Annotated in this window: 19 protein-coding genes; 7 read left to right on the top strand and 12 right to left on the bottom strand. The window is 73.8% G+C overall.

Features of this window, described 5'->3' with window-relative positions:
- The first annotated feature begins 32 nt into the window (after positions 1-32).
- Both ACFY0O_RS14170 and ACFY0O_RS14165 read left to right on the top strand, forming a co-directional pair.
- Positions 33-371, top strand: a complete 339-nt coding sequence (locus ACFY0O_RS14170) for a winged helix-turn-helix transcriptional regulator (protein WP_388947266.1) — start codon at positions 33-35, stop codon at positions 369-371.
- Positions 372-510: 139 nt separating this feature from the next.
- Positions 511-1,530 carry an alpha/beta hydrolase gene (locus ACFY0O_RS14165; RefSeq protein WP_388946813.1) on the top strand — a complete coding sequence of 340 codons (1,020 nt, stop codon included), beginning with the start codon at positions 511-513 and terminating at the stop codon, positions 1,528-1,530.
- 32 nt (positions 1,531-1,562) lie between these two features.
- Here ACFY0O_RS14165 and ACFY0O_RS14160 read toward each other — a convergent pair whose 3' ends face one another.
- Genes ACFY0O_RS14160 through ACFY0O_RS14150 form a run of 3 tightly spaced genes read right to left on the bottom strand, consistent with a single transcriptional unit; the run spans position 1,563 to position 4,079 of the window.
- Positions 1,563-2,279, bottom strand: coding sequence for a carbon-nitrogen hydrolase family protein (locus ACFY0O_RS14160; protein ID WP_388946811.1), 717 nt, complete (start codon positions 2,277-2,279; stop codon positions 1,563-1,565).
- A gap of 5 nt (positions 2,280-2,284) precedes the next feature.
- Positions 2,285-3,448, bottom strand: a complete 1,164-nt coding sequence (locus tag ACFY0O_RS14155) for a low temperature requirement protein A (RefSeq protein WP_388946809.1) — start codon at positions 3,446-3,448, stop codon at positions 2,285-2,287.
- 55 nt (positions 3,449-3,503) lie between these two features.
- The gene (locus ACFY0O_RS14150; protein ID WP_388946807.1) at positions 3,504-4,079 is read right to left on the bottom strand and encodes a TetR/AcrR family transcriptional regulator; all 576 of its coding nucleotides are present in this window, start codon (positions 4,077-4,079) and stop codon (positions 3,504-3,506) included.
- A gap of 102 nt (positions 4,080-4,181) precedes the next feature.
- Between ACFY0O_RS14150 and ACFY0O_RS14145 the strand changes: the two genes are divergently transcribed.
- Positions 4,182-6,701, top strand: a complete 2,520-nt coding sequence (locus ACFY0O_RS14145) for a glycoside hydrolase family 3 protein (RefSeq protein ID WP_388946805.1) — start codon at positions 4,182-4,184, stop codon at positions 6,699-6,701.
- A gap of 124 nt (positions 6,702-6,825) precedes the next feature.
- Here the strand turns inward: ACFY0O_RS14145 and ACFY0O_RS14140 are convergent, their stop codons facing one another.
- Entirely contained in the window at positions 6,826-7,722 is an 897-nt protein-coding gene (locus tag ACFY0O_RS14140; protein WP_388946803.1) for an SGNH/GDSL hydrolase family protein, read from the bottom strand.
- Positions 7,723-7,972: 250 nt separating this feature from the next.
- On the opposite strand from ACFY0O_RS14140, the gene ACFY0O_RS14135 reads away from it, so the two are divergent.
- Positions 7,973-8,467 carry a DUF3145 domain-containing protein gene (locus tag ACFY0O_RS14135; protein WP_358896279.1) on the top strand — a complete coding sequence of 165 codons (495 nt, stop codon included), beginning with the start codon at positions 7,973-7,975 and terminating at the stop codon, positions 8,465-8,467.
- 84 nt (positions 8,468-8,551) lie between these two features.
- On the opposite strand, the gene fabF is transcribed toward ACFY0O_RS14135, so the two are convergent.
- The 5 genes from fabF to ACFY0O_RS14110 all read right to left on the bottom strand — a co-directional run bounded on the left by fabF (position 8,552) and on the right by ACFY0O_RS14110 (position 13,447).
- Positions 8,552-9,817: a beta-ketoacyl-ACP synthase II gene (fabF, locus tag ACFY0O_RS14130; protein WP_388946801.1), complete on the bottom strand. Its 1,266-nt coding sequence runs from the start codon at positions 9,815-9,817 to the stop codon at positions 8,552-8,554.
- Positions 9,818-9,896: 79 nt separating this feature from the next.
- Entirely contained in the window at positions 9,897-10,148 is a 252-nt protein-coding gene (locus ACFY0O_RS14125) for an acyl carrier protein (RefSeq protein ID WP_388946799.1), read from the bottom strand.
- 59 nt (positions 10,149-10,207) lie between these two features.
- Positions 10,208-11,212, bottom strand: a complete 1,005-nt coding sequence (locus ACFY0O_RS14120; RefSeq protein WP_358896285.1) for a ketoacyl-ACP synthase III — start codon at positions 11,210-11,212, stop codon at positions 10,208-10,210.
- 19 nt (positions 11,213-11,231) lie between these two features.
- A complete protein-coding gene (locus ACFY0O_RS14115; RefSeq protein ID WP_388946797.1) occupies positions 11,232-12,146 on the bottom strand; it encodes an ACP S-malonyltransferase in 915 nt (304 codons plus the stop codon).
- An 89-nt stretch (positions 12,147-12,235) separates the two neighbouring features.
- Positions 12,236-13,447 carry a helix-turn-helix domain-containing protein gene (locus tag ACFY0O_RS14110; RefSeq protein WP_358896289.1) on the bottom strand — a complete coding sequence of 404 codons (1,212 nt, stop codon included), beginning with the start codon at positions 13,445-13,447 and terminating at the stop codon, positions 12,236-12,238.
- 82 nt (positions 13,448-13,529) lie between these two features.
- Here ACFY0O_RS14110 and ACFY0O_RS14105 point away from each other — a divergent pair, with 82 nt between their 5' ends.
- Entirely contained in the window at positions 13,530-14,189 is a 660-nt protein-coding gene (locus ACFY0O_RS14105; protein ID WP_388946795.1) for a pirin family protein, read from the top strand.
- Between the two features lie 7 nt (positions 14,190-14,196).
- On the opposite strand, the gene ACFY0O_RS14100 is transcribed toward ACFY0O_RS14105, so the two are convergent.
- Entirely contained in the window at positions 14,197-15,015 is an 819-nt protein-coding gene (locus tag ACFY0O_RS14100) for a serine hydrolase domain-containing protein (protein WP_388947265.1), read from the bottom strand.
- Positions 15,016-15,103: 88 nt separating this feature from the next.
- Here ACFY0O_RS14100 and ACFY0O_RS14095 point away from each other — a divergent pair, with 88 nt between their 5' ends.
- Together ACFY0O_RS14095 and ACFY0O_RS14090 are read left to right on the top strand one after the other, a co-directional pair.
- Entirely contained in the window at positions 15,104-15,487 is a 384-nt protein-coding gene (locus ACFY0O_RS14095) for a MerR family transcriptional regulator (RefSeq protein WP_358896293.1), read from the top strand.
- Positions 15,484-16,503: an aldo/keto reductase gene (locus tag ACFY0O_RS14090; protein ID WP_388946793.1), complete on the top strand. Its 1,020-nt coding sequence runs from the start codon at positions 15,484-15,486 to the stop codon at positions 16,501-16,503. The genes ACFY0O_RS14095 and ACFY0O_RS14090 overlap by 4 nt, the downstream gene beginning before the upstream one ends.
- A 41-nt stretch (positions 16,504-16,544) precedes the next feature.
- Here the strand turns inward: ACFY0O_RS14090 and ACFY0O_RS14085 are convergent, their stop codons facing one another.
- A complete protein-coding gene (locus ACFY0O_RS14085; RefSeq protein ID WP_388946792.1) occupies positions 16,545-17,414 on the bottom strand; it encodes a DUF4429 domain-containing protein in 870 nt (289 codons plus the stop codon).
- 96 nt (positions 17,415-17,510) lie between these two features.
- The gene (locus tag ACFY0O_RS14080; protein ID WP_388947264.1) at positions 17,511-18,680 is read right to left on the bottom strand and encodes an alpha/beta hydrolase; all 1,170 of its coding nucleotides are present in this window, start codon (positions 18,678-18,680) and stop codon (positions 17,511-17,513) included.
- Positions 18,681-18,713: the final 33 nt, after the last annotated feature.

The raw sequence follows: 18,713 nt of genomic DNA, 5'->3' as shown, positions 1-18,713 counted from the left end.
GGGTGAGCGTGCAGGTGGGAGGGGTGGGCGGGATGGCGACGGTGCGCAGGCCGGGTGCGGACCACTGTGGGATCGCGGCGGCGATGGCGGTGATCGACGGGAAGTGGAAGGTGTCGATCCTGTGGGAGCTGGAGCAGTGCCCGGGCCGCCGGTTCGGTGAGCTGCGCCGACTGGTCCCCGGGGTGTCGGAGAAGGTCCTCGCGGCGCAGCTGCGCGAGCTGGAGGCCGACGGCATAGTCCACCGCGAGGTCTTCGACGAGGTCCCGCCGCGGGTGGAGTACTCGCTGACCCCGCTCGGCCGGGAGCTGAGCGGGGCCCTGGAGTCCCTGGGGGAGTGGGGCACGAAGCACCTGCTGCCGGATTCGGTCTAGGGCTGGGCGCCGGTCCGCGGGCGGGGGGCGTCCCCCGTTCCGCCGCCCCGGCGGCGTGGCTGCTCGCCTCGACGCGGAGGGTGGGCGTGTCATGGGTGCGGGCCAGTGGGCGCCCGGTGCCGACGCTGAGGAAGCCATGATGAAACGTCCCGCGCGCCGTTCCCTGCTCACGGCCGGGGTCGGCGGATCGGTCGCGGCCGTCGCCTCAGCGGCCTTCCTGCTGCGGGGCGGCGGCGGGGCGCCGGGGGAGGCGGGCTCCGTCGCGTCGCCGGGTCCGTCCGCCTCCGGGGCCGGCTCGCTGCGCACGGACCTGGCCGTGCGCAGCAGGCTGCTCGGGCGGGACGTCCCGTACAGCCTCTACCTGTCGGCCCGGGCGGGCTCCGGGCGGGGTACCGGGATCCCGGTCCTGTTCCTCCTGCACGGCACGAGCGGGAGCCATACCGACTGGGTCGTCAAGGGCGGCATCGTGGCGACCCTGGACCGGGCCGTCGCGGCGGGCCGGATCCCGGCGTGCGCCCTCGTCATGCCCGACGCCCGGCGCGACCCCGGCCGGCCGGGCGGCGGCCAGGACGAGACGTTCTACGTCAACGACATCGCCGCCGCCGGATCCGGCGGGGACACCCTGCGCTACGAGGACATGTTCGTCCAGGAGTTCGTCCCGGCCGTCGAGAAGGCCCACGGGCTGGGCGGCCGGCCGGAGAGGAGGGCCGTCGCCGGACTCTCCATGGGCGGCTACGGGGCGCTGATGTACGCCCTGCGCTACCCGGGCCTGTTCGGCGCCGCCGCCGGACTGAGCACGGCGCACTTCACCGACGAGGGCTACCGCGCGATCCCGATGAAGGAGTGGAACCGCTTCTTCGGCCACGCCTTCGGCCGTGACCTGGAGGGCCCGGCCCGCCTGACGGACCGTTTCCGGGAGTACGACCTGGCCGACATCCTCCGCCGCACGGCCCCCGACCGCCTCCGCCGCGCCCGCTACCACCTCGCCTGCGGGACCGAGGACGCCAACCACCTGCCGGGGACCGAGGACCTGACCACCGCCTTCGCGGCCCGGGGGACCGACACCGAGACGGTCCTGCGGCCGGGCGGCCACAACTGGCCCTACTGGAGCGTCGCGGCGGACCGCATGCTGGACTTCTTCGGCAGCCTGCTCCGCTGAGCCCCGCCCGGTCCGGCAGGCGCGCCTCAGACCTAGGCGGCCGGGACGTCCGCCGTGGCCACCGTCGGGGTGTAGGTGTCGGCCTCGGCGAGGAGGGTGCCGTCCGGGGCCCAGACGGCCGCGCCGCCGCAGCCCGTCCAGGGGCCGGCCGGGCCGACGTGGTTGGCGAGGACCACGTAGAGGCCGTGTTCCTTCGCCATGCCCGGGTAGACGGTGGCGCGTTCGGTGATGCCGTCGCCCGTGCCGTAGAGGGAGCTGGCGAGGTGGACGCGGCAGCCGTCGGCCGCGCCCCGGGCGGGCAGGTCGGGGAAGTGGTTGTCGAAGCAGACGCCCAGGGAGAAGCGGATGCCGCCGAGTGCGAAGCGGCCGTCCGTGGTGCCGGGGGTGAAGGCGCCCTGTTCGTGCTGGTAGAGGTGCTGCTTGGCGTAGCTGGTGAGGTGCGCGCCGGCCGCGTCGTAGACCAGGGTCGCGAGGGCCGGCAGCGGGCCGTCCGTGCGCAGGGCGGCGTTGACGGCGACGGCGGGGCCGGCCGAGCGCAGCCCGTCCAGGCGGGGGTCGTCGGGGCCGGACAGCCACAGGGCCGGGTCCTGGGCGAGGGCTTCCATCTCGTAGCCGGTGAGCGTCAGTTCGGGGAAGACGACGAGCTCCGCGCCCTCGTCCCGGGCCCGGGCGGCGAGGGCGGTGGCCCGGGCGGCGTTGGCGGTGACGTCGGCGGGTATGCAGGTCAGCTGTGCGGCGGCGATCTTCATGGGCTTCAGGATGTCAGGGCGGGGGCGGCGGCGGGGGCGCCGGGGAGCTCGCCGCGGCGGCGGACGAAGGCCAGCTCGACCAGGTTGAGCCCGGTCACCACCGCGGTCGGCAGGGCGAGCGCCGCCAGCGAGGGCAGCAGGACGGCCGCGGGCAGCAGGAGCAGGACGACGGCGGAGGCCGTCAGCCGGGTCACCGACCAGGAGCGGAACAGGTGCCAGCGGGTGTACCCGAAGGTGGCCAGGAACAGGGCGCAGCCCCCGTGGAGGAGGGCGGCGACGCCGAGCGGGAGCCGGGTCCCGGGGTGGGCGACGGCCTCGGCCATGCCGACGGCGACCGCGATGATCGAGGCGATCAGCGAGAGGTGCCCGTACGAGAGGACCTGCCGGGCCACGTCGGCCCGTACGGCGGCGGTCTCCAGGCCGTGCCGGACGGCGTCGGCGGCGAGGTGGAAGTAGACCCACCACAGGCCGCAGACCAGGGTGAAGGCCACGGCGACGGCGGCCAGCGCGCCGGTGTCCAGCTCGGGGGCGGAGGCCACCGGGGCGCCGACGGCCACGATGGACTCGCCGAGCGCGATCATCACGAACAGGCCGAACCGCTCGGCGAGGTGGCCGGAGTCGAAGGCGATGCGGACCATGGCGCGGCGGGTCAGCCGGGGCGCGGCCAGGTCCACGGCGGCGGCCAGCGCCCACAGGGCGATCCGGGCCGGTCCGTCGAGGAAGGATCCGGCCAACAGGAGCGGGCCGCTGACCAGCACGGACAGGGTCACCGGGGTGAGCCGCAGGCGGCGGTTGCGGCCGTGCGCGAGGGCGGCGAGGACCAGCCGGGCGCAGAGGTAGGCGCCGGCCAGCAGCGGTCCGCGGTCCCCGAAGGCGTCGGGCAGGGCCAGGGCCATCAGCAGGCCGCACAGCCCGGCGGCGAAGAGGCCGAGCCGCTCCAGGGGCCGGTCGGCGTCATGGGTGTTGGAGTGGACGGTGTTGCCCACCCACACCCAGTAGACGGGGATGAACACGATCAGGGCCCGGCCGGTGCCGGCCCAGCCGTGGTCGTGGTGGAGCAGTGCCGAGACCTGGGTCACGGCGAACACCAGCACCAGGTCGAAGAACAGCTCCGACCACGTGACCTTCTTCTCGCGCTCCTCCGCGTGCTGCGGCGCTTGCGGCTCCATGTCGTGTCCCCCCGCTCGAAGTCCGGGGGAAAGGATGCCCGTCGGCGGTGGGGGGCTACGCGTCGGGGCCCCTCAGCAGGGTCAGGAAGGAGCGGAACGCGGCGGGCATGTCCACCGATTCCGGGGCGAGCAGCCACTGGTACTGGAGGCCGTCCATCACCGCCGTCAGCAGCGGGGCGGCCGCTTCCGGGGTGAGGCCGGAGGGCAGGCGCTCGCCGAACTCGGCGCGCAGCAGGTCGGCCATCTCCGCGCGGACCTGGGCGTAGCGCTCGGTGAAGAAGGCGCGGGCCGGGTGGCCGTCGGTGACGCTCTCGCCGAGCAGGGCGGAGAAGGTCTGCACGATGCCGGGGCGCATGGCGTTGTAGTCGACGAGGGAGGCCAGCAGGTCCAGGCGCCAGGCGCCGGCCGAGGCGCGGGAGCCGCCGCCGGTGTCCCAGCGGTCGCGTTCCTCCAGGACCGCGACGAGGAGGGCCTCCTTGGTCGGGAAGTAGTGCAGCAGGCCCTGCTGGGTCAGGCCCACGCGTTCGGCGACGGAGCCCAGGGAGGCGCCCCGGTAGCCGCGTTCGGCGATCACCTCGACCGCCGCGCGGACGATCTCGCCGCGGCGTTCCTCGCTCTTCGCCCTGGCCATCGCCCCGTCACGCCCCTTCCGGCCGGACCTGCCCGGCTGTCGTACGACCGTACGTCATCAATGCATCACGAAAAGATTACAAGGCATACCGTCCTACAGGGGATGGGTCCACGATGGGCCCACCGCACCGCACCCACAGAGCGAGGAGGCACGGCCGTGACCGCTGCCGATCAGGTCCCCGACGAGCGCGCGAGCCAGCAGCTGCGCGAAGACGCCGTCGGAGCCGCCCTGGACAAGCTGGATCTCGACGCCAAGACCCGGCTGCTGGCCGGCCAGGACATGTGGTCCCTGCCCGCCCTCCCTGAGATCGGGCTGGGCTCCCTGGTCATGTCGGACGGCCCCGTCGGCGTCCGCGGCGTGCGCTGGACCGCCGACGACCCCTCGATCGCCCTGCCCTCCCCGACCGCCCTCGCCGCCTCCTGGGACCCGGCCCTGGCCCGCCGGGCCGGCCGGCTCCTGGCCCAGGAGGCCCGCCGCAAGGGCGTCCACATCCTCCTCGCGCCCACCGTCAACCTGCACCGCTCCCCGCTCGGCGGCCGCCACTTCGAGTGCTACTCCGAGGACCCGTACCTGACCGGGGCCATCGGCACCGGCTACGTCCGGGGCGTCCAGGACGGCGGCATCGGCACCACCGTCAAGCACTTCGCAGGCAACGACGCCGAGACCGAGCGCTTCACCGTCGACTGCGCCATCGCCCCGCGGCCGCTGCGCGAGCTCTACCTGGCGCCCTTCGAGGCGATCGTCCGCGGCGCCCGCCCCTGGGGCGTCATGACCGCCTACAACCGGGTCAACGGCACCACCATGACCGAGCACGCGCGGCTGGTGAACGGGATCCTGCGCGGCGAGTGGGGCTTCGACGGCTGCAACGTCTCCGACTGGATGGCCGCCCGCTCCACCACCGGCTGCATCGACGGCGGCCTCGACGTGGCCATGCCCGGCCCGACGACCGTCTACGGGCCCGCGCTCGCCGCCGCCGTCCGCGCCGGGGAGGCCGCCGGTGCCACCGTCGACGGGGCCGTGCGCAACGTCCTGCGCCTCGCCGCCCGCGCGGGACTGCTGGAAGGCGCCCCCGCCGCCGTCACCGAACTCCCGGCGCCGGTCGACGGGCAGGCCCTGGCCCGCGAGCTGGCCGCCCGCGGGGCCGTCCTCGTCCGCAACGAGGGCGGCGCCCTGCCGCTGGACCGCGCCGCCGGCCGCACCGTCGCCCTGATCGGCGCCGCCGCCCGCGAGGCCCGGATCCTGGGCGGCGGCAGCGCCACCGTCTTCCCCGAACGCGTCCTCTCCCCGCTCGACGGACTCACCGCCGCCCTCCCCGAGGGCGCCCTGACCTACGCCGTCGGTGCCGACCCGAGCGAGGAACCCGCCCCCGCCGGGCAGGGCTTCGAGCTGCGCGCCGTCTGCCGGGACGCCTCGGGGACGGTCCTCGGCGAGGCCGCCCTGCCGTCCGGACAGGTCCAGTGGATCGGCGAGGACCTGCCCGAGGGGGTCACGTACGAGACGATGGCCTCCATCGAGGTCACCGGGACGTTCCTGCCCCGCGAGAGCGGCGAGCACGTCTTCGGCACCCGCGGGCTCGGCGCCTTCCGCCTTGCCGTCGGCGGCCGGACCCTGTGGGAGGGCGTCCAGGAGATGGGCGCGGAAGCCGACCCGTTCGAGGCCTTCTTCGGCGCCCCCAGCGAGCGCGCCCGGGCCGTCCTGACCGCCGGGGAGCCCGTCGAGGTCTCGCTGGCCCACCAGGTCCCCGACATGGACGCGATGCCGCTCAAGGCCGTGATGTTCTCCCTCCTCCACCTCGGCCCGCGCCGCGACCCCGACGAGCTGATCGCCGAGGCCGTCCGGACCGCCCGCGCCGCCGACACGGCCGTCGTGGTCGTCGCCACCACCGAGCGGGTGGAGTCCGAGGGCTTCGACCGCGCCGACCTCGCGCTGCCCGGCCGCCAGGACGACCTGGTACGGGCCGTCGCCGCCGCCAACCCGAACACCGTGGTCGTCGTCAACGCCGGCTCCCCGGTGGAACTGCCCTGGCGCGAGGACGTCGCCGCCGTCCTGCTGGGCTGGTTCCCCGGGCAGGAGGGCGGGGCCGCGCTGGCCGACGTGCTCCTCGGGGACGCCGAGCCCGGCGGCCGCCTGCCCACCACCTGGCCCGCCACCCTCGCCGACGCGCCCGTCACCGAGGTGGTCCCGCAGGACGGGCGCCTGGAGTACCGCGAGGGGCTGCTCATCGGCTACCGGGCCTACGAGGCGCACGGCGTGACCCCCGCCTACCCCTTCGGGCACGGCCTCGGCTACACCGGCTGGGCCTACGAGTCCCTGGAGGCCACCGCCGAGTCCGTCCGGGTCCGCCTCACCAACACCGGCACCCGGCCCGGCCGCGAGGTCGTCCAGATCTACCTCGCCCCCGTCGCCGACCCCGTGGAGCGCCCGGCGAGCTGGCTGGCCGCCTTCGCCTCCGTCGCCGCCGCGCCCGGCGAGGGCGTCGAGGTGGAGATCCCGCTGCCCGCCCGGGCCTTCGAGATCTGGGACGAGGAGGCGTACGGCTGGCGCCGGATCGGCGGCACCTACGAGGTCCGCGCGAGCCACTCGCACGCCGACATCCGGCTGACGGCCACCCTCGACCTGTAGCCGCAGCGGGCCCACGACACGCCGGGGCGGGGGATTGGCCGGAAATCACCCCCGCCCCGGCCGGAAGACCGGGCCGGGAGCGGCCCCTGACACCGGCTCCCGGCCCCCTTCCACGGCTACGCCGTCAACGCGGCGGCTCGGCCGCCGTCACCTGCCGGTGGGCCAGTTCCGCGAGCCGCGCCTGCCCGTCCCGGCCCGGGTGGAACCAGTCCCAGTGGCTCAGCTGCTCCGCCCCGAACGGGTACTGGAAGACGGCCCCGCCGTCGTAGCGGCACAGCGCGTCGGCCGCGCAGACCTGGCGCAGCACCTCGTTGTACTCGACCACCCGCGCCCGCACCTTCTCCCGCCGGGCCGTCGCCCCCGTGTCCGCGGCCAGGGGCTCGGCCAGCATGGACTGGCAGATGCCCAGCTTCCAGACCTGCCGGACCATCGGGATGTCCTTGCCCTGCTCCCACAGCCGTTGGAGGTCCGGCACGGAGGACACGTACACCTGCGACTCCGGCGAGGCCGCCCGCAGTCCCTTCAACGCCTGTTCGAATTGGGCCCGGAAGTCCGCCACCGAGGTCATCGACGAAGCCGTGGGCCGACAGGCGTCGTTCGAGCCCACCATCACCGTGACCAGGCCCGGCTTGTGCTCCGCGGCCTCGGCCAGCTGCCCGGGCAGGTCCGCCATGCGCGAGCCCGTCACCGCGTAGTTCCAGCTGCGGGCGGGCACCTGCGCCTCGCCCAGCAGCCGGGCGGCCAGGGAGTTCACGGTCGGGTCGCTGCCGGTGGCCCAGGAGACCTCCGGGCAGTCGGCCAGTACCGAACAGGCGTCGAACCCGCGGGTGATGGAGTCCCCGACGGCGGCGACGGACGCCGGAGCCGGGTTCCAGCGCGGCTTCGCCTGCGCCCCCCGCTCGCCCGCCTTCGGCGGGCCGCCGTCGTCACAGCCCGTCACCGTCGCGGCCAGAACGGCCGCCGCCACGCCCACGCCGGTGACGGTCCGGCGTACGCGGCGGCGCGCGACGGTGGTGCGCATCGGGTGGTCCCTCCCTCGTCGCCCCGTGTCCTTCCGAGGGCGTCCTGCTGAGTGAATGCTCTGTGTTTACGGGCTTCGGAGCGACCGTACGTCACACCATGACCCCCGGCGCACGGTAGCTTTTTCCCGTGGCGTTTCGGCCGCAGGTGCCGCTAAGCAATGTCCATTATTTTCCGTTACATTACATCACGTCACATACTGTCCGTTTTCTGGAGTTTATTCCCGACCTCGTCCCACACTGGAGGTCCCGGTGACGACACGTGGAGTTCTGTACGTGCATTCCGCACCGCGCGCGCTCTGCCCGCACGTGGAATGGGCTGTTGCGGGCGTGCTCGGGGTGCGGGTGAACCTCGACTGGATCCGGCAGCCCGCCTCCCCCGGCACCTGGAGAGCCGAGTTCTCCTGGCAGGCAGAGGCGGGTACCGCCTCGAAACTCGCCTCCGCCCTGCGCGGCTGGCACCTGCTGCGCTTCGAGGTGACCGCCGAACCCTGCCCGACCGCCGAGGGCGAGCGCTACAGCTCCACCCCGGACCTCGGCATCTTCCACGCCGTCACCGGCATGCACGGCGACATCCTGATCCCCGAGGACCGGCTGCGCGCCGCCCTCGCCCGCTCCGCGCGCGGCGAGACCGAGCTGGAGGCGGAGATCGCCAAGCTGCTCGGCAAGCCCTGGGACGACGAACTGGAACCCTTCCGCTACGCCGGCGAGGGCGCCCCGGTCCGCTGGCTGCACCAGGTGGTCTGAGCCCGCGGACGCGTACGGGGAAGGCCCCCTCCCGGCACTGCCGGGAGGGGGCCTTCCCCGTGGTACGGGTCTCTACCCCCGGACTCAGACCGTGCGGAACGCCAGGGAGACGTTGTGGCCGCCGAAGCCGAAGGAGTTGTTGATCGCGGAGATCGGACCGTCGACGGGCAGCTTGCGGGGCTCGCCGCGCACGATGTCCGCGTCGATCTCGTCGTCCAGCTCGTCGACGTTGATGGTCGGCGGGGCGATCCGGTGGTACAGCGCCAGCACGGTCGCGACCGTCTCGATGCCGCCGGCGCCGCCCAGCAGGTGACCGGTCATCGACTTGGTCGCGGAGATCGCGATGTGGTCGAGGTCGTCGCCCAGGACCTTGCGCAGCGCCTTCAGCTCGGCCGTGTCACCCTGCGGGGTGGACGTGGCGTGCGCGTTGACGTGGACGAGCTCGGACGGGTCCAGCTCCGTGTTGTCGAGCAGGTTGCGCAGGGCGGCGGCGACACCGCGGCCCGTCGGCTCCGGCTGCGCGATGTGGTGGCTGTCCGCGGACAGGCCCTGGCCCAGCACCTCGCAGTAGACCCGGGCGCCGCGCTTGGCGGCGTGCTCGGCGGACTCCAGGACCACGACGCCGGCGCCCTCGCCGAGGACGAAGCCGTCGCGGGCCTTGTCGTACGGGCGGGAGGCCGTGGTCGGGCTCTCGTTGTTCTTGGACATCGCCATCATGTTGGCGAACGCCGCGATCGGCAGCGGGTGGATCGCCGCCTCGGTACCGCCGGCGACGACCACGTCGGCACGGCCGGTACGGATCATCTCGACGGCGTAGCCGATGGCCTCGGCGCCGGAAGCGCACGCGCTCACGGGGGTGTGCACACCGGCGCGGGCGTTGACTTCCAGGCCGACGTTGGCCGAGGGGCCGTTCGGCATGAGCATGGGGACGGTGTGCGGGGAGACCCGGCGCACACCCTTTTCCTTCAGTACGTCGTACTGGTCGAGCAGGGTGGTGACACCGCCGATGCCGGAGGCGATCACGGTGCCCAGACGCTCGGGGACGATGCTCTCGTCCTCGCCCGCCGGAGCGGTGTAACCCGCGTCGGCCCAGGCCTCACGGGCCGCGATGAGGGCGAACTGCGCCGAGCGGTCGAGCTTGCGGGCCAGCGGGCGGGGGAGTACCTCGCTCGGGTCCACGGCGGCCTGGGCGGCGATGCGGACCGGCAGTTCGGCGAAGCGCTCGCCCTCCAGGGGCGAGACGCCGGACCGGCCGGCGAGCAGACCTTCCCAGGTCGAAGCGCTGTCGCCACCCAGCGGAGTGGTTGCGCCGATACCGGTGACGACCACGGTGCGATTGGTCGGGCTCACAGGAATTCTTTCTCCACGTCTCAGGGGGTGCTGAATTGTCACGGCGCCACCGCCGGGTGGCGACAAACGCTCGTCAGGCTCAGGCGGCCTGGTGCTTCAGGATGTAGTCGGCGGCGTCGCCGACCGTCTTGAGGTTCTTGACGTCCTCGTCCGGGATCTTCACCTCGAAGCGCTCTTCGGCGGCGACGACGACCTCGACCATGGACAGCGAGTCGACGTCCAGGTCGTCGGTGAAGGACTTGTCGATCTCGACGTCCTCGACCGGGATGCCCGCGATCTCGTTGACGATCTCCGCGAGACCTTCGAGGATCTCCTGCTGCGTGGCGGCCATGTGGCGCTCCTTCTGTAGCTAGCTAGCTGGTGGTTCAGGTCCGGGAGGTGATCCGGGCCCTAGGGGAGGGTAACGACCGTCGCGGCGTAGACGAGCCCCGCCCCGAAGCCGATGACGAGCGCGGTGTCGCCGCTCTTCGCCGCTCCGGTCGCCAGGAGCCGCTCCATGGCGAGCGGGATCGAGGCGGCCGACGTGTTGCCGGTGGTTTCCACGTCACGGGCGACCGTGACGTGCTCCGGCAGCTTGAGAGTCTTCACCATCGAGTCGATGATCCGCATGTTGGCCTGGTGCGGGATGAAGACGTCCAGGTCATCCGCGGTGATCCCGGCCGCGTCGAGCGCCTGCTGGGCCACCTTGGCCATCTCGAAGACGGCCCAGCGGAAGACCGCCTGACCCTCCTGGGTGATGGCCGGGAACTTCTGGGCGGCGTCCGTGCTGCGGAACTCGTCCCACGGCACGGTCTGCTTGATGGTCTCGGACTTGTCGCCCTCCGAACCCCACACCGTGGGGCCGATGGCCGGCTCGTCCGAGGGGCCGACGACCACGGCGCCGGCGCCGTCGCCGAACAGGAAGGCCGTCGCGCGGTCCTCCAGGTCCGTCAGGTCCGACAGCCGCTCGACCCCGATGACCAGGACGTACTCGGCGGAACCTTCCACCACCATGCCCTTGGCGAGGGTCAGGCCGTAGCCGAAGCCGGCACAGCCCGCGGAGATGTCGAAGGCGGCGGGCTTGACGGCGCCGATCCGGTGCGCGATCTCGGTCGCGACGGCCGGGGTCTGCTTGAAGTGCGAGACCGTCGAGACGATCACCGCACCGATCTGCTCGGGGGAGACCCCGGCGTCGGCGAGCGCCTTGCCGGAGGCCTCCACCGACATCGCGGCGACGGTCTCCTGGGGCGAGGCCCAGTGCCGGGTCGCGATGCCGGAGCGCGAGCGGATCCACTCGTCCGAGGAGTCGATCTTCTCGAGGATGACCTCGTTGGGCACCACCCGGGTCGGCCGGTAGCCGCCGACGCCGAGGATGCGGGCGTACGGGGAGCCCTTGGCCGGCTTGATCTTGGACATGCTGTGTGGGCTCCTACTCTCAGGCCGTCAGCTCGGCGATGAGCTTCGCGGCCTTGTCGAGGTCGTCCGGCGTCTTCAGTGCCACGTTCGGCACGCCCTTGAGCGCGCGCTTGGCCAGACCCGTCAGGGTGCCGCCGGGGCTCAGCTCGACGATTCCGGTGACGCCCAGCTTGGAGAAGGTCTCCATGCACAGGTCCCAGCGCACCGGGTTCGCGACCTGGCCGACCAGGCGGGCGACGACGTCGGCGCCCGACTCGACCACGAGTCCGTCCTTGTTGGACACGTACTTCAGCGCCGGGTCGGCCGGGGCGAGGGCCTGGGCGGCCTCCGCCAGCGTGGCGACGGCGGGCGCCATGTGGTGCGTGTGGAAGGCGCCCGCGACCTTGAGGGCGACGACCTTCATCGAGCCCTCGGGCTTGTTCGCCACCAGGTCCGCGATCTGCTCCGCCGTGCCGGCGGCCACGATCTGGCCCGCGCCGTTGATGTTGGCCGGCGTCAGGCCCAGGTTCTGCAGGTGCGCGACGACCACGTCCTGGTCACCGCCCAGGACCGCGGCCATGCCGGTCTCGGTGACGGCGGCGGCCTCGGCCATCGCCAGCCCGCGCTTGCGGACGAACGACAGCGCGTCGCCCTCGCCCAGCACACCGGCGTACGCGGCGGCGGTGATCTCACCGACGCTGTGGCCGGCGACGGCACCGAAGGCCGAGGTGTTCAGCGCGGAAGCGGACAGCAGGCCGGCCGCGACCAGCAGGGGCTGGGCCACCGCCGTGTCGCGGATCTCGTCCTCGTCGGCCTTGGTGCCGTAGTGGACGAGGTCCAGCCCGATGGCGTCCGACCACCCCGCGACGCGTTCGGCGGCGCCGGGGAGTTCGAGCCAGGGAGTCAGGAAGCCGGGCGTCTGAGCGCCTTGGCCGGGAGCGACGAGTACGAGCACCCTCACACTCTCTCTTGTGGGTGGTCTCCGCCGCCCGTGGGGACAGGGACGAAGAACCGTCGGGGTAATTGTTGATGTCCGACAAAAGTCTAGGGCTGCTGATCTCCGTCGGCCAGACGCCCGAGGATCAGGGCGATCCGCAGCGTGAAGGCCGACCGGACATCGGAGGGTGACCAACCGGTGACGTCGGTCACACGTCGGAGCCGGTAGCGCACCGTGTTGGGGTGCACGAAGAGCATCCGCGCCGCCCCCTCCAGGCTGCTCGCCTGCTCCAGGTAGACGCTCAGCGTCTCCAGCAGCGCCGAGCCCGCCTCCTCCAGCGGTCTGTAGATCTCCTCCACCAGCTGCTCCCTGGCCGAGGGATCCGAGGCGATCGCGCGCTCGGGCAGGAGATCGTCCGCCAGCACCGGACGGGGGGCGTCCTGCCAGGCCGTGCAGGCCTTCAGCCCCGCGGCCGCCGCCTGCGCCGACTTCGTCGCGTTCAGCAGGTCCGGGACCACGGGCCCCGCCACCACCGGCCCCGCCGCGAACGGCCCGATCAGGGACTTCGCCACCTGCAGCGGATTGTCGCTGCCACCGGCGATCACCACCAGGCGGTCGCCCAGCACCCCGGTGAGCACCTGGAGCTTGTGGTGGCGGGCCGCGCGGCGGATCGCCTCGACCGTCAGCTCGCTGTCCCCCTCCGGAGCGGTCCCCAGGACCACGCACACGTGCTCGGGGGAGTTCCAGCCGAGCGCCGCCGCGCGGGACAGGGCGCCCTCGTCCGCCTCGCCCGACAGCACCGCGTTGACGACGAGGGACTCCAGCCGGGCGTCCCACGCCCCGCGGGCCTCGGCGGCCTGCGCGTACACCTGGGCGGTCGCGAAGGCGATCTCCCGGGCGTACACCAGCAGCGCCTCGCGCAGGGTCGACTCGTCGCCGGGGGCCGCCACCTCGTCGATCGCGGCCTCCATCACCTCGATCGTGGTCCGGACCATCTCCACGGTCTGGCGCAGGGTGATCGCCCGCGTCAGCTCCCGGGGGGCCGTGCCGAACACGTCGGTGGAGATGGCCTGCGGGGTCTCCGGGTGCCGGAACCACTCCGTGAACGCGGCGATGCCGGCCTGGGCCACCAGGCCGATCCAGGACCGGTTCTCCGGCGGCATCGCCCGGTACCACGGCAGGGACTCGTCCATGCGCGCGATGGCGTTGGCGGCGAGCCGGCCGGAGGACTTCTCCAGCCGGCGCAGCGTCGCGGCGTGCGGATGGGCCGGATGCGCGGGCCGGGTCTCGGGGGAATGCTCACGTTCGGGTTGGGGCACGGGACAAGACTGCCTTATCGGCGGCCCGGCGCGGACTCGGGTCCCGGGCCCGGGTCCGGGCGGGGCGGCTACGGTGGCACCCATGATCGATGTACGCCGCGCCGCCGACCGGTACGCGGGAGGGGCTCCGCTCACCGGGATCACCACCCGGCACGCCTTCTCGTTCGGGTCCTTCTACGACCCGGACAACATCCGCTTCGGCCCGGTGCTCGCCTGCAACGAGGAGCTGCTGGCCCCAGGATCCGGCTTCGACGAGCACCCGCACAGCCACACCGAGATCGTGACCTGGGTGGTCGAGGGCGAACTCACCCACCGCGACAGCACCACCGGCCACACCTCCGCCGTCCGCCCCGGGGACGTCCAGCGCCTCGGTTCCGGCAGCGGGGCCCGGCACGTCGAGCGCAACGACGGCGACCGGCCGCTGCGGTTCGTGCAGACGTGGCTCGCGCCGCTGGCCGCCGGCGGGGAGCCCTCGTACGAGGTCGTGCGGAACCTCGCGGACGGCACCCCGTACGAGGTCCCGGCGGCCGGCGCGGTGCTCCACGTCCGCCGGCCGGGCGCGGGCGAGCGCTTCCCCGTACCGGCCGCGGAGCGGGTCTACCTGCACGTGGTCCACGGGGACCTGCGGCTCGACGGGGCGGAGCTCGGGCCCGGGGACTCGGCCCGGATCACCGGCGAGAAGGACCTGGAGGTCACGGCCGGCTCCCCGGGCGAACTGCTGATCTGGGAACTGCCGGCCTAGGCCGCCCCTAGCGGGAGCGCAGTTCCGCGAGGACCGCGTCGGTGAAGGGGGTCCAGGCCTCGATCGCCCAGGGGCCGAAGGCGCGGTCCGTCAGCGCCACGCAGGCGGCGCGGACGTCGGGGTCCACCCACAGGAAGGTGCCGGACTGGCCGAAGTGCCCGAAGGTGCGCGGGGAGGAGGTGAGCCCCGTCCAGTGCGGGGACTTGCCGTCGCGGATCTCCAGGCCGAGCCCCCAGTCGTTGGGCGACTGGTGCCCGTAGCCCGGCAGGACGCCCTTGAGGCCGGGGTGGACCACCGCGGTGGCCTCGGCGACGGTGCGCACGTCCAGCAGCCGGGGCGCCTGGAGTTCGGCGGCGAAGCGCACCAGGTCGGAGACGGTGGAGACGCCGTCCTTGGCGGGGGAGCCCTCCAGGGACGAGGAGTTCATGCCCAGCGGCTCGAAGACGGCCTCGCGCAGGTAGTCGGCGAAGGGGATCCCGGTGGCCTTCGCGAGGTGGTCGCCGAGCACCTCGAAGCCGGCGTTGGAGTACAGCCGGCGCTGTCCGGGCGGGGCCGTCGCGCGGTGCTCGTCGAAGGCCAGTCCGCTGGTGTGGGCGAGGAGGTGACGGACCGTCGAGCCCTCGGGGCCGGCTGGCTCGTCCAGTTCGACCGCCCCCTCCTCGTACGCGACGAGGACCGCGTACGCGGCGAGCGGCTTGGTGACCGAAGCCAGCGGGAAACGGCGGTCCACCGGACCGTGGGCTCCGGCCAGGCTCCCGTCGGCGCGCACCACGGCCGCCGCGGCGGTCGGCACCGGCCAGTTCTCCAGGGCCCGCAGGCTCTCCAGGCGGTTGACGCCCTCCATGCTCTCCATGCGCCCGAGCCTACTGGGCGCACTTGCCTGGAGTGCACTCAAGGGTTTTAGCGTAGAGGTCATGAACCTGACGGAGACGCGGTACACGATCAGCGAGGTCGAGGCGCGGACCGGTCTGACCCAGCACACGCTGCGCTGGTACGAGCGGATCGGCCTGATGCCGCACGTGGACCGCTCCCATTCGGGGCAGCGGCGGTTCAGCGACAAGGATCTCCACTGGCTGGCCTTCGTGGGCAAGCTGCGGGCCACCGGGATGTCGGTGGCGGACATGGTCCGGTACGCCGAGCTCGTCCGCGAGGGGGACCACACGGTCGACGAGCGCCGGGCGCTCCTGGAGCGCACGCGCCGGGAGGTGCTGGCGCGGGTCGCGGAGCTGACGGACGCGCTGGACGTCCTGGACTTCAAGATCGCACTGTACGCGGGAACGGGGAAGGCACAGTCATGACGGAGCAGACCACCATCGCACGCGCCGAGCTGGGCAAGGGGGGCCCGGTCGTCGGGATCCAGGGCCTCGGCTGCATGGGCATGAGCGAGTTCTACGGGGACACCGACGAGGCGGCGGCCCGCGCGACCCTGGACGCGGCGCTGGCCGCCGGGGTCACCCTCTTCGACACGGCGGACGTCTACGGGCGCGGGGCGAACGAGGAGTTCCTGGCGCCGTTCGTGGCCGCCCACCGGGACGAGATCACCCTGGCCACGAAGTTCGCCATCGAGCGCAGCGACGACCCGGCCTACCGGGGGGTCCGCAACGACCGCGCGTACGTCCGGCAGGCCGTCGAGGGGAGCCTGCGGCGGCTGGGCGTGGACGTCATCGACCTCTACTACATGCACCGGCACGACCCGGCCGTGCCGTTCGCCGAGTCGGTGGGCGCGATGGCCGAGCTGGTGCGGGAGGGCAAGGTGCGTCACCTGGGGCTCAGCGAGGTCACGGGACCCGAGCTGCGCGAGGCGCACGCGGTGCATCCGATCGCGGCCCTGCAGTCGGAGTGGTCGCTGTTCAGCCGGGACGTGGAGCGCAGCGCGGTGGGGGCGGCGGCGGAGCTGGGGGTGGCCTTCGTGCCGTACTCGCCGCTCGGGCGCGGGTTCCTGACGGGGTCCTTCGCGGACGCGGACGCCGAGCTGTCGGCCGGCGACTTCCGGCGCGCGCAGCCCCGCTTCACGGGGGAGAACGCGAAGACCAACGCGGCCCTGCTGGCCCCGGTCCGGGAGATCGCCGCCGCGCACGGGGTCACGGCGGCGCAGGTGGCGCTGGCGTGGGTGCAGCAGCGGGCGTCGGTGCACGGGCTGACGGTCGTACCGATCCCGGGGACCCGGAAGCCGGGGCGCCTCGCGGAGAACACGGCCGCGACCCGGATCACCCTGACGGAGGCGGACCTGGCCCTCCTGGAACCCCTCGCCTCCCAGGTGGCGGGCGCCCGCTACCCGGACATGACCTTCACGTCGGCGGCGCGCGAAGCCTGACCCCGGCGCCGCGCGGCGGGACCACCGGCACCGGCAGGCGGCTACGCCCCCGCCGTGAAGCGGGCGCGGAGGGTTTCGTACTCCGCGTCCGTCAGCAGCCCGGTGCTGTGCAGCTCGCTGAGGTGCCGCAGCCGCTCCCCCGACACCCGGGCCCGGGGCACCGTCCCCACCGGTGCCCGCTCCCGCAGCGCGGCCAGCACCGCCGCCGCGAACGGCAGTGACTCGTGCACCGCCCCGTAGCCCACGCCGAACACCGCCGCCGCGAGGTCGTGGTCGGGGGCCATGACGGCCTCGGCGGCGTCCCACGGCCGCAGCCGCAGGTAGCCGCCCCCCGGGCGGTCGGGGGAGACCCACTCCACCCCGGCCAGCGCGGCCAGCGCGTACCTCTGGTCCCCGGCCCGCCACTTCGTACTGCTCGCGCCCGTCCGTGACCAGTGCAACGTCACGGCCGAGCCGTCGAACCCGACCCGCGCGTCGTACGCCTTGAGCGTCAGCGGCGGCTGCGGCACCGCGACGAGGAATCGTTCCGCCGGGGTCACGTCCCCGTCCCCGCCCGGGCCCAGCCGCTCGCGCAGCGCCTCCGCGAAGGCCACGGCCTGCTCCGCCCGGTCGCCCGGCAGCACGAGCCGGTACGGATCGCAGGATTCCTTCAGCTGCCCGGCGGCAGCCTCCATCAGCGGATCGGCCCCGGGCCGCGGTATGGCGCGCAGCGCCACGGCCTCCCGGCGCCCGACTCCGGGCGTGACGGTGTCCACCGTCACCCCGGACAGCGCTTCGAGGGGGATCCGGCGCTCGCCCAGCGCGTGCCAGAGTCTTGGAGTCCGCATCCCCCGTGCGAAGCGGATGAGCACCGAGTCCGAGTCGGCGTCGAACTCCCAGACGGCATGATTTCCGGCCAGTACGTCACCCATGCGGCACATGGTAAAGGGACGCGCCCCCGCGCGTCCCCCTCGTCCTCCGGGCCGTTTTTTTCGACTTGCTACGGGTTCGCGGTGGATCAACCGCCGTCAGTTACCGTCCGTGCCGGAAATTCCGCCCCGGCAGTCGGTGCCGCCGTTCGCGCACGCGACGGAACCGAAACCGCCGGTTCCGATCTTGGCGAAGTTCTCCAGCGAGGCGGTGCCTGGCTCGAAATAGCCGGTGTGGCTGTGGGCCCCGTCGGCCGAGAGCAGCCGGGCGCCGAACGCGGGCGACACCGGGTCCGCGCCGTGGCCGACCCCGCCCACCTCCAGGTGCGGCACGTCGGCGATCCAGTCGCCCTCGGCCCGCGTGGCCCACACCCGCGCGGAGGTGCGCAGCTCCGCGGCGTTCCCGACGCGCATGCCGGGGCTGCCCGCCACCACGACGTCGGTCACCCGCCGCGGCAGGGCGTGGGCGGCGACCCCGCACACCACCGAGCCGTAGCTGTGGCAGAACAGGGCCACGCTCGCGTCCCCGGGCAGCGCCGCGGCGAGGGACTCCAGCCGCACGGCGCCCTGCACGGCGAGCCGGCCGGTCGCGGCGTCCACCCCGACCCCGGCGGGGGCGACGTAGCCGGCCCAGGCGATGACGGCGGTACGGGCCGCGGGCGCGGCCGCGCGCTCGGCCTCGTACAGGGACCCCGCCATGCCGGCGGGGGCGGTGAGCCGGCGCTGGCTGCGTTCGAAGGTGAGGGCGTCGGTGTCCACCCCGGGGACGATCACGGAGACCCGGCGGGCGCTGTCGAGGTCGCCGTAGACCTCGGCGACCAGGCCGTCGCCGCTGGGGTCGAAGAGCAGGATCTGCCGGCCGTCCTCGGCGAGGGACTCGAAGCGGTGCGCCCGGCGTATGGCGTTGGCGCGGTCGGCCGGGGTGAGGGCGACGTCCTCGCCCCGGGCCTCCTCCAGCCGCGCGGCCTGGGTGAGCGCGTTGTGGTTGGCCCGGTAGCGGGTGGCGGCGGGCACGCCGTCGAGGCTGCCGACCACGAGCGGGTAGCCGTCGGCGAGGTGGGTCCGCTGGGCGGCGTCGAGGCCGGCGAAGAAGCGGGCGACCGTCCGTACGGGGGCGTCGGCGGCGGGCACCGGCCGGCCGTCGATCCGCGCGGCGGCCCATGCGGCGAGTGCGGCGGCCCGCGCCGGAACGGCGGTGTCCGGGCGGTGCACGGCGGTCCAGCCGGTGGTCGCCAGCATGAGGAAGACGACGCCGAGCGCGAGCAGCATGCGCAGGGCGGCCGGGCGCACGGGGGCGTCGGC

Origin of the sequence: Streptomyces sp. NPDC001594, from assembly GCF_042893675.1 — a bacterium.
In the GTDB taxonomy this organism is placed as follows: Bacteria; Actinomycetota; Actinomycetes; order Streptomycetales; family Streptomycetaceae; genus Streptomyces.
Note: the sequence above shows the minus strand (reverse complement) of the source record. Positions and strands in the feature narration are given on the sequence as shown.

What these genes read in the sequence shown, in the direction of transcription:
- ACFY0O_RS14170 (WP_388947266.1), top strand. Translation starts at nt 33, where the DNA reads ATGGCGACGGTGCGCAGGCCGGGTGCGGACCACTGTGGGATCGCGGCG.
- ACFY0O_RS14165 (WP_388946813.1), top strand. Translation starts at nt 511, where the DNA reads ATGAAACGTCCCGCGCGCCGTTCCCTGCTCACGGCCGGGGTCGGCGGA.
- ACFY0O_RS14160 (WP_388946811.1), bottom strand. Translation starts at nt 2,279, where the DNA reads ATGAAGATCGCCGCCGCACAGCTGACCTGCATACCCGCCGACGTCACC.
- ACFY0O_RS14155 (WP_388946809.1), bottom strand. Translation starts at nt 3,448, where the DNA reads ATGGAGCCGCAAGCGCCGCAGCACGCGGAGGAGCGCGAGAAGAAGGTC.
- ACFY0O_RS14150 (WP_388946807.1), bottom strand. Translation starts at nt 4,079, where the DNA reads ATGGCCAGGGCGAAGAGCGAGGAACGCCGCGGCGAGATCGTCCGCGCG.
- ACFY0O_RS14145 (WP_388946805.1), top strand. Translation starts at nt 4,182, where the DNA reads ATGGGTCCACGATGGGCCCACCGCACCGCACCCACAGAGCGAGGAGGC.
- ACFY0O_RS14140 (WP_388946803.1), bottom strand. Translation starts at nt 7,722, where the DNA reads ATGCGCACCACCGTCGCGCGCCGCCGCGTACGCCGGACCGTCACCGGC.
- ACFY0O_RS14125 (WP_388946799.1), bottom strand. Translation starts at nt 10,148, where the DNA reads ATGGCCGCCACGCAGCAGGAGATCCTCGAAGGTCTCGCGGAGATCGTC.
- ACFY0O_RS14120 (WP_358896285.1), bottom strand. Translation starts at nt 11,212, where the DNA reads ATGTCCAAGATCAAGCCGGCCAAGGGCTCCCCGTACGCCCGCATCCTC.
- ACFY0O_RS14105 (WP_388946795.1), top strand. Translation starts at nt 13,530, where the DNA reads ATGATCGATGTACGCCGCGCCGCCGACCGGTACGCGGGAGGGGCTCCG.
- ACFY0O_RS14095 (WP_358896293.1), top strand. Translation starts at nt 15,104, where the DNA reads ATGAACCTGACGGAGACGCGGTACACGATCAGCGAGGTCGAGGCGCGG.
- ACFY0O_RS14090 (WP_388946793.1), top strand. Translation starts at nt 15,484, where the DNA reads ATGACGGAGCAGACCACCATCGCACGCGCCGAGCTGGGCAAGGGGGGC.
- ACFY0O_RS14085 (WP_388946792.1), bottom strand. Translation starts at nt 17,414, where the DNA reads ATGGGTGACGTACTGGCCGGAAATCATGCCGTCTGGGAGTTCGACGCC.
- ACFY0O_RS14080 (WP_388947264.1), bottom strand. Translation starts at nt 18,680, where the DNA reads ATGCTGCTCGCGCTCGGCGTCGTCTTCCTCATGCTGGCGACCACCGGC.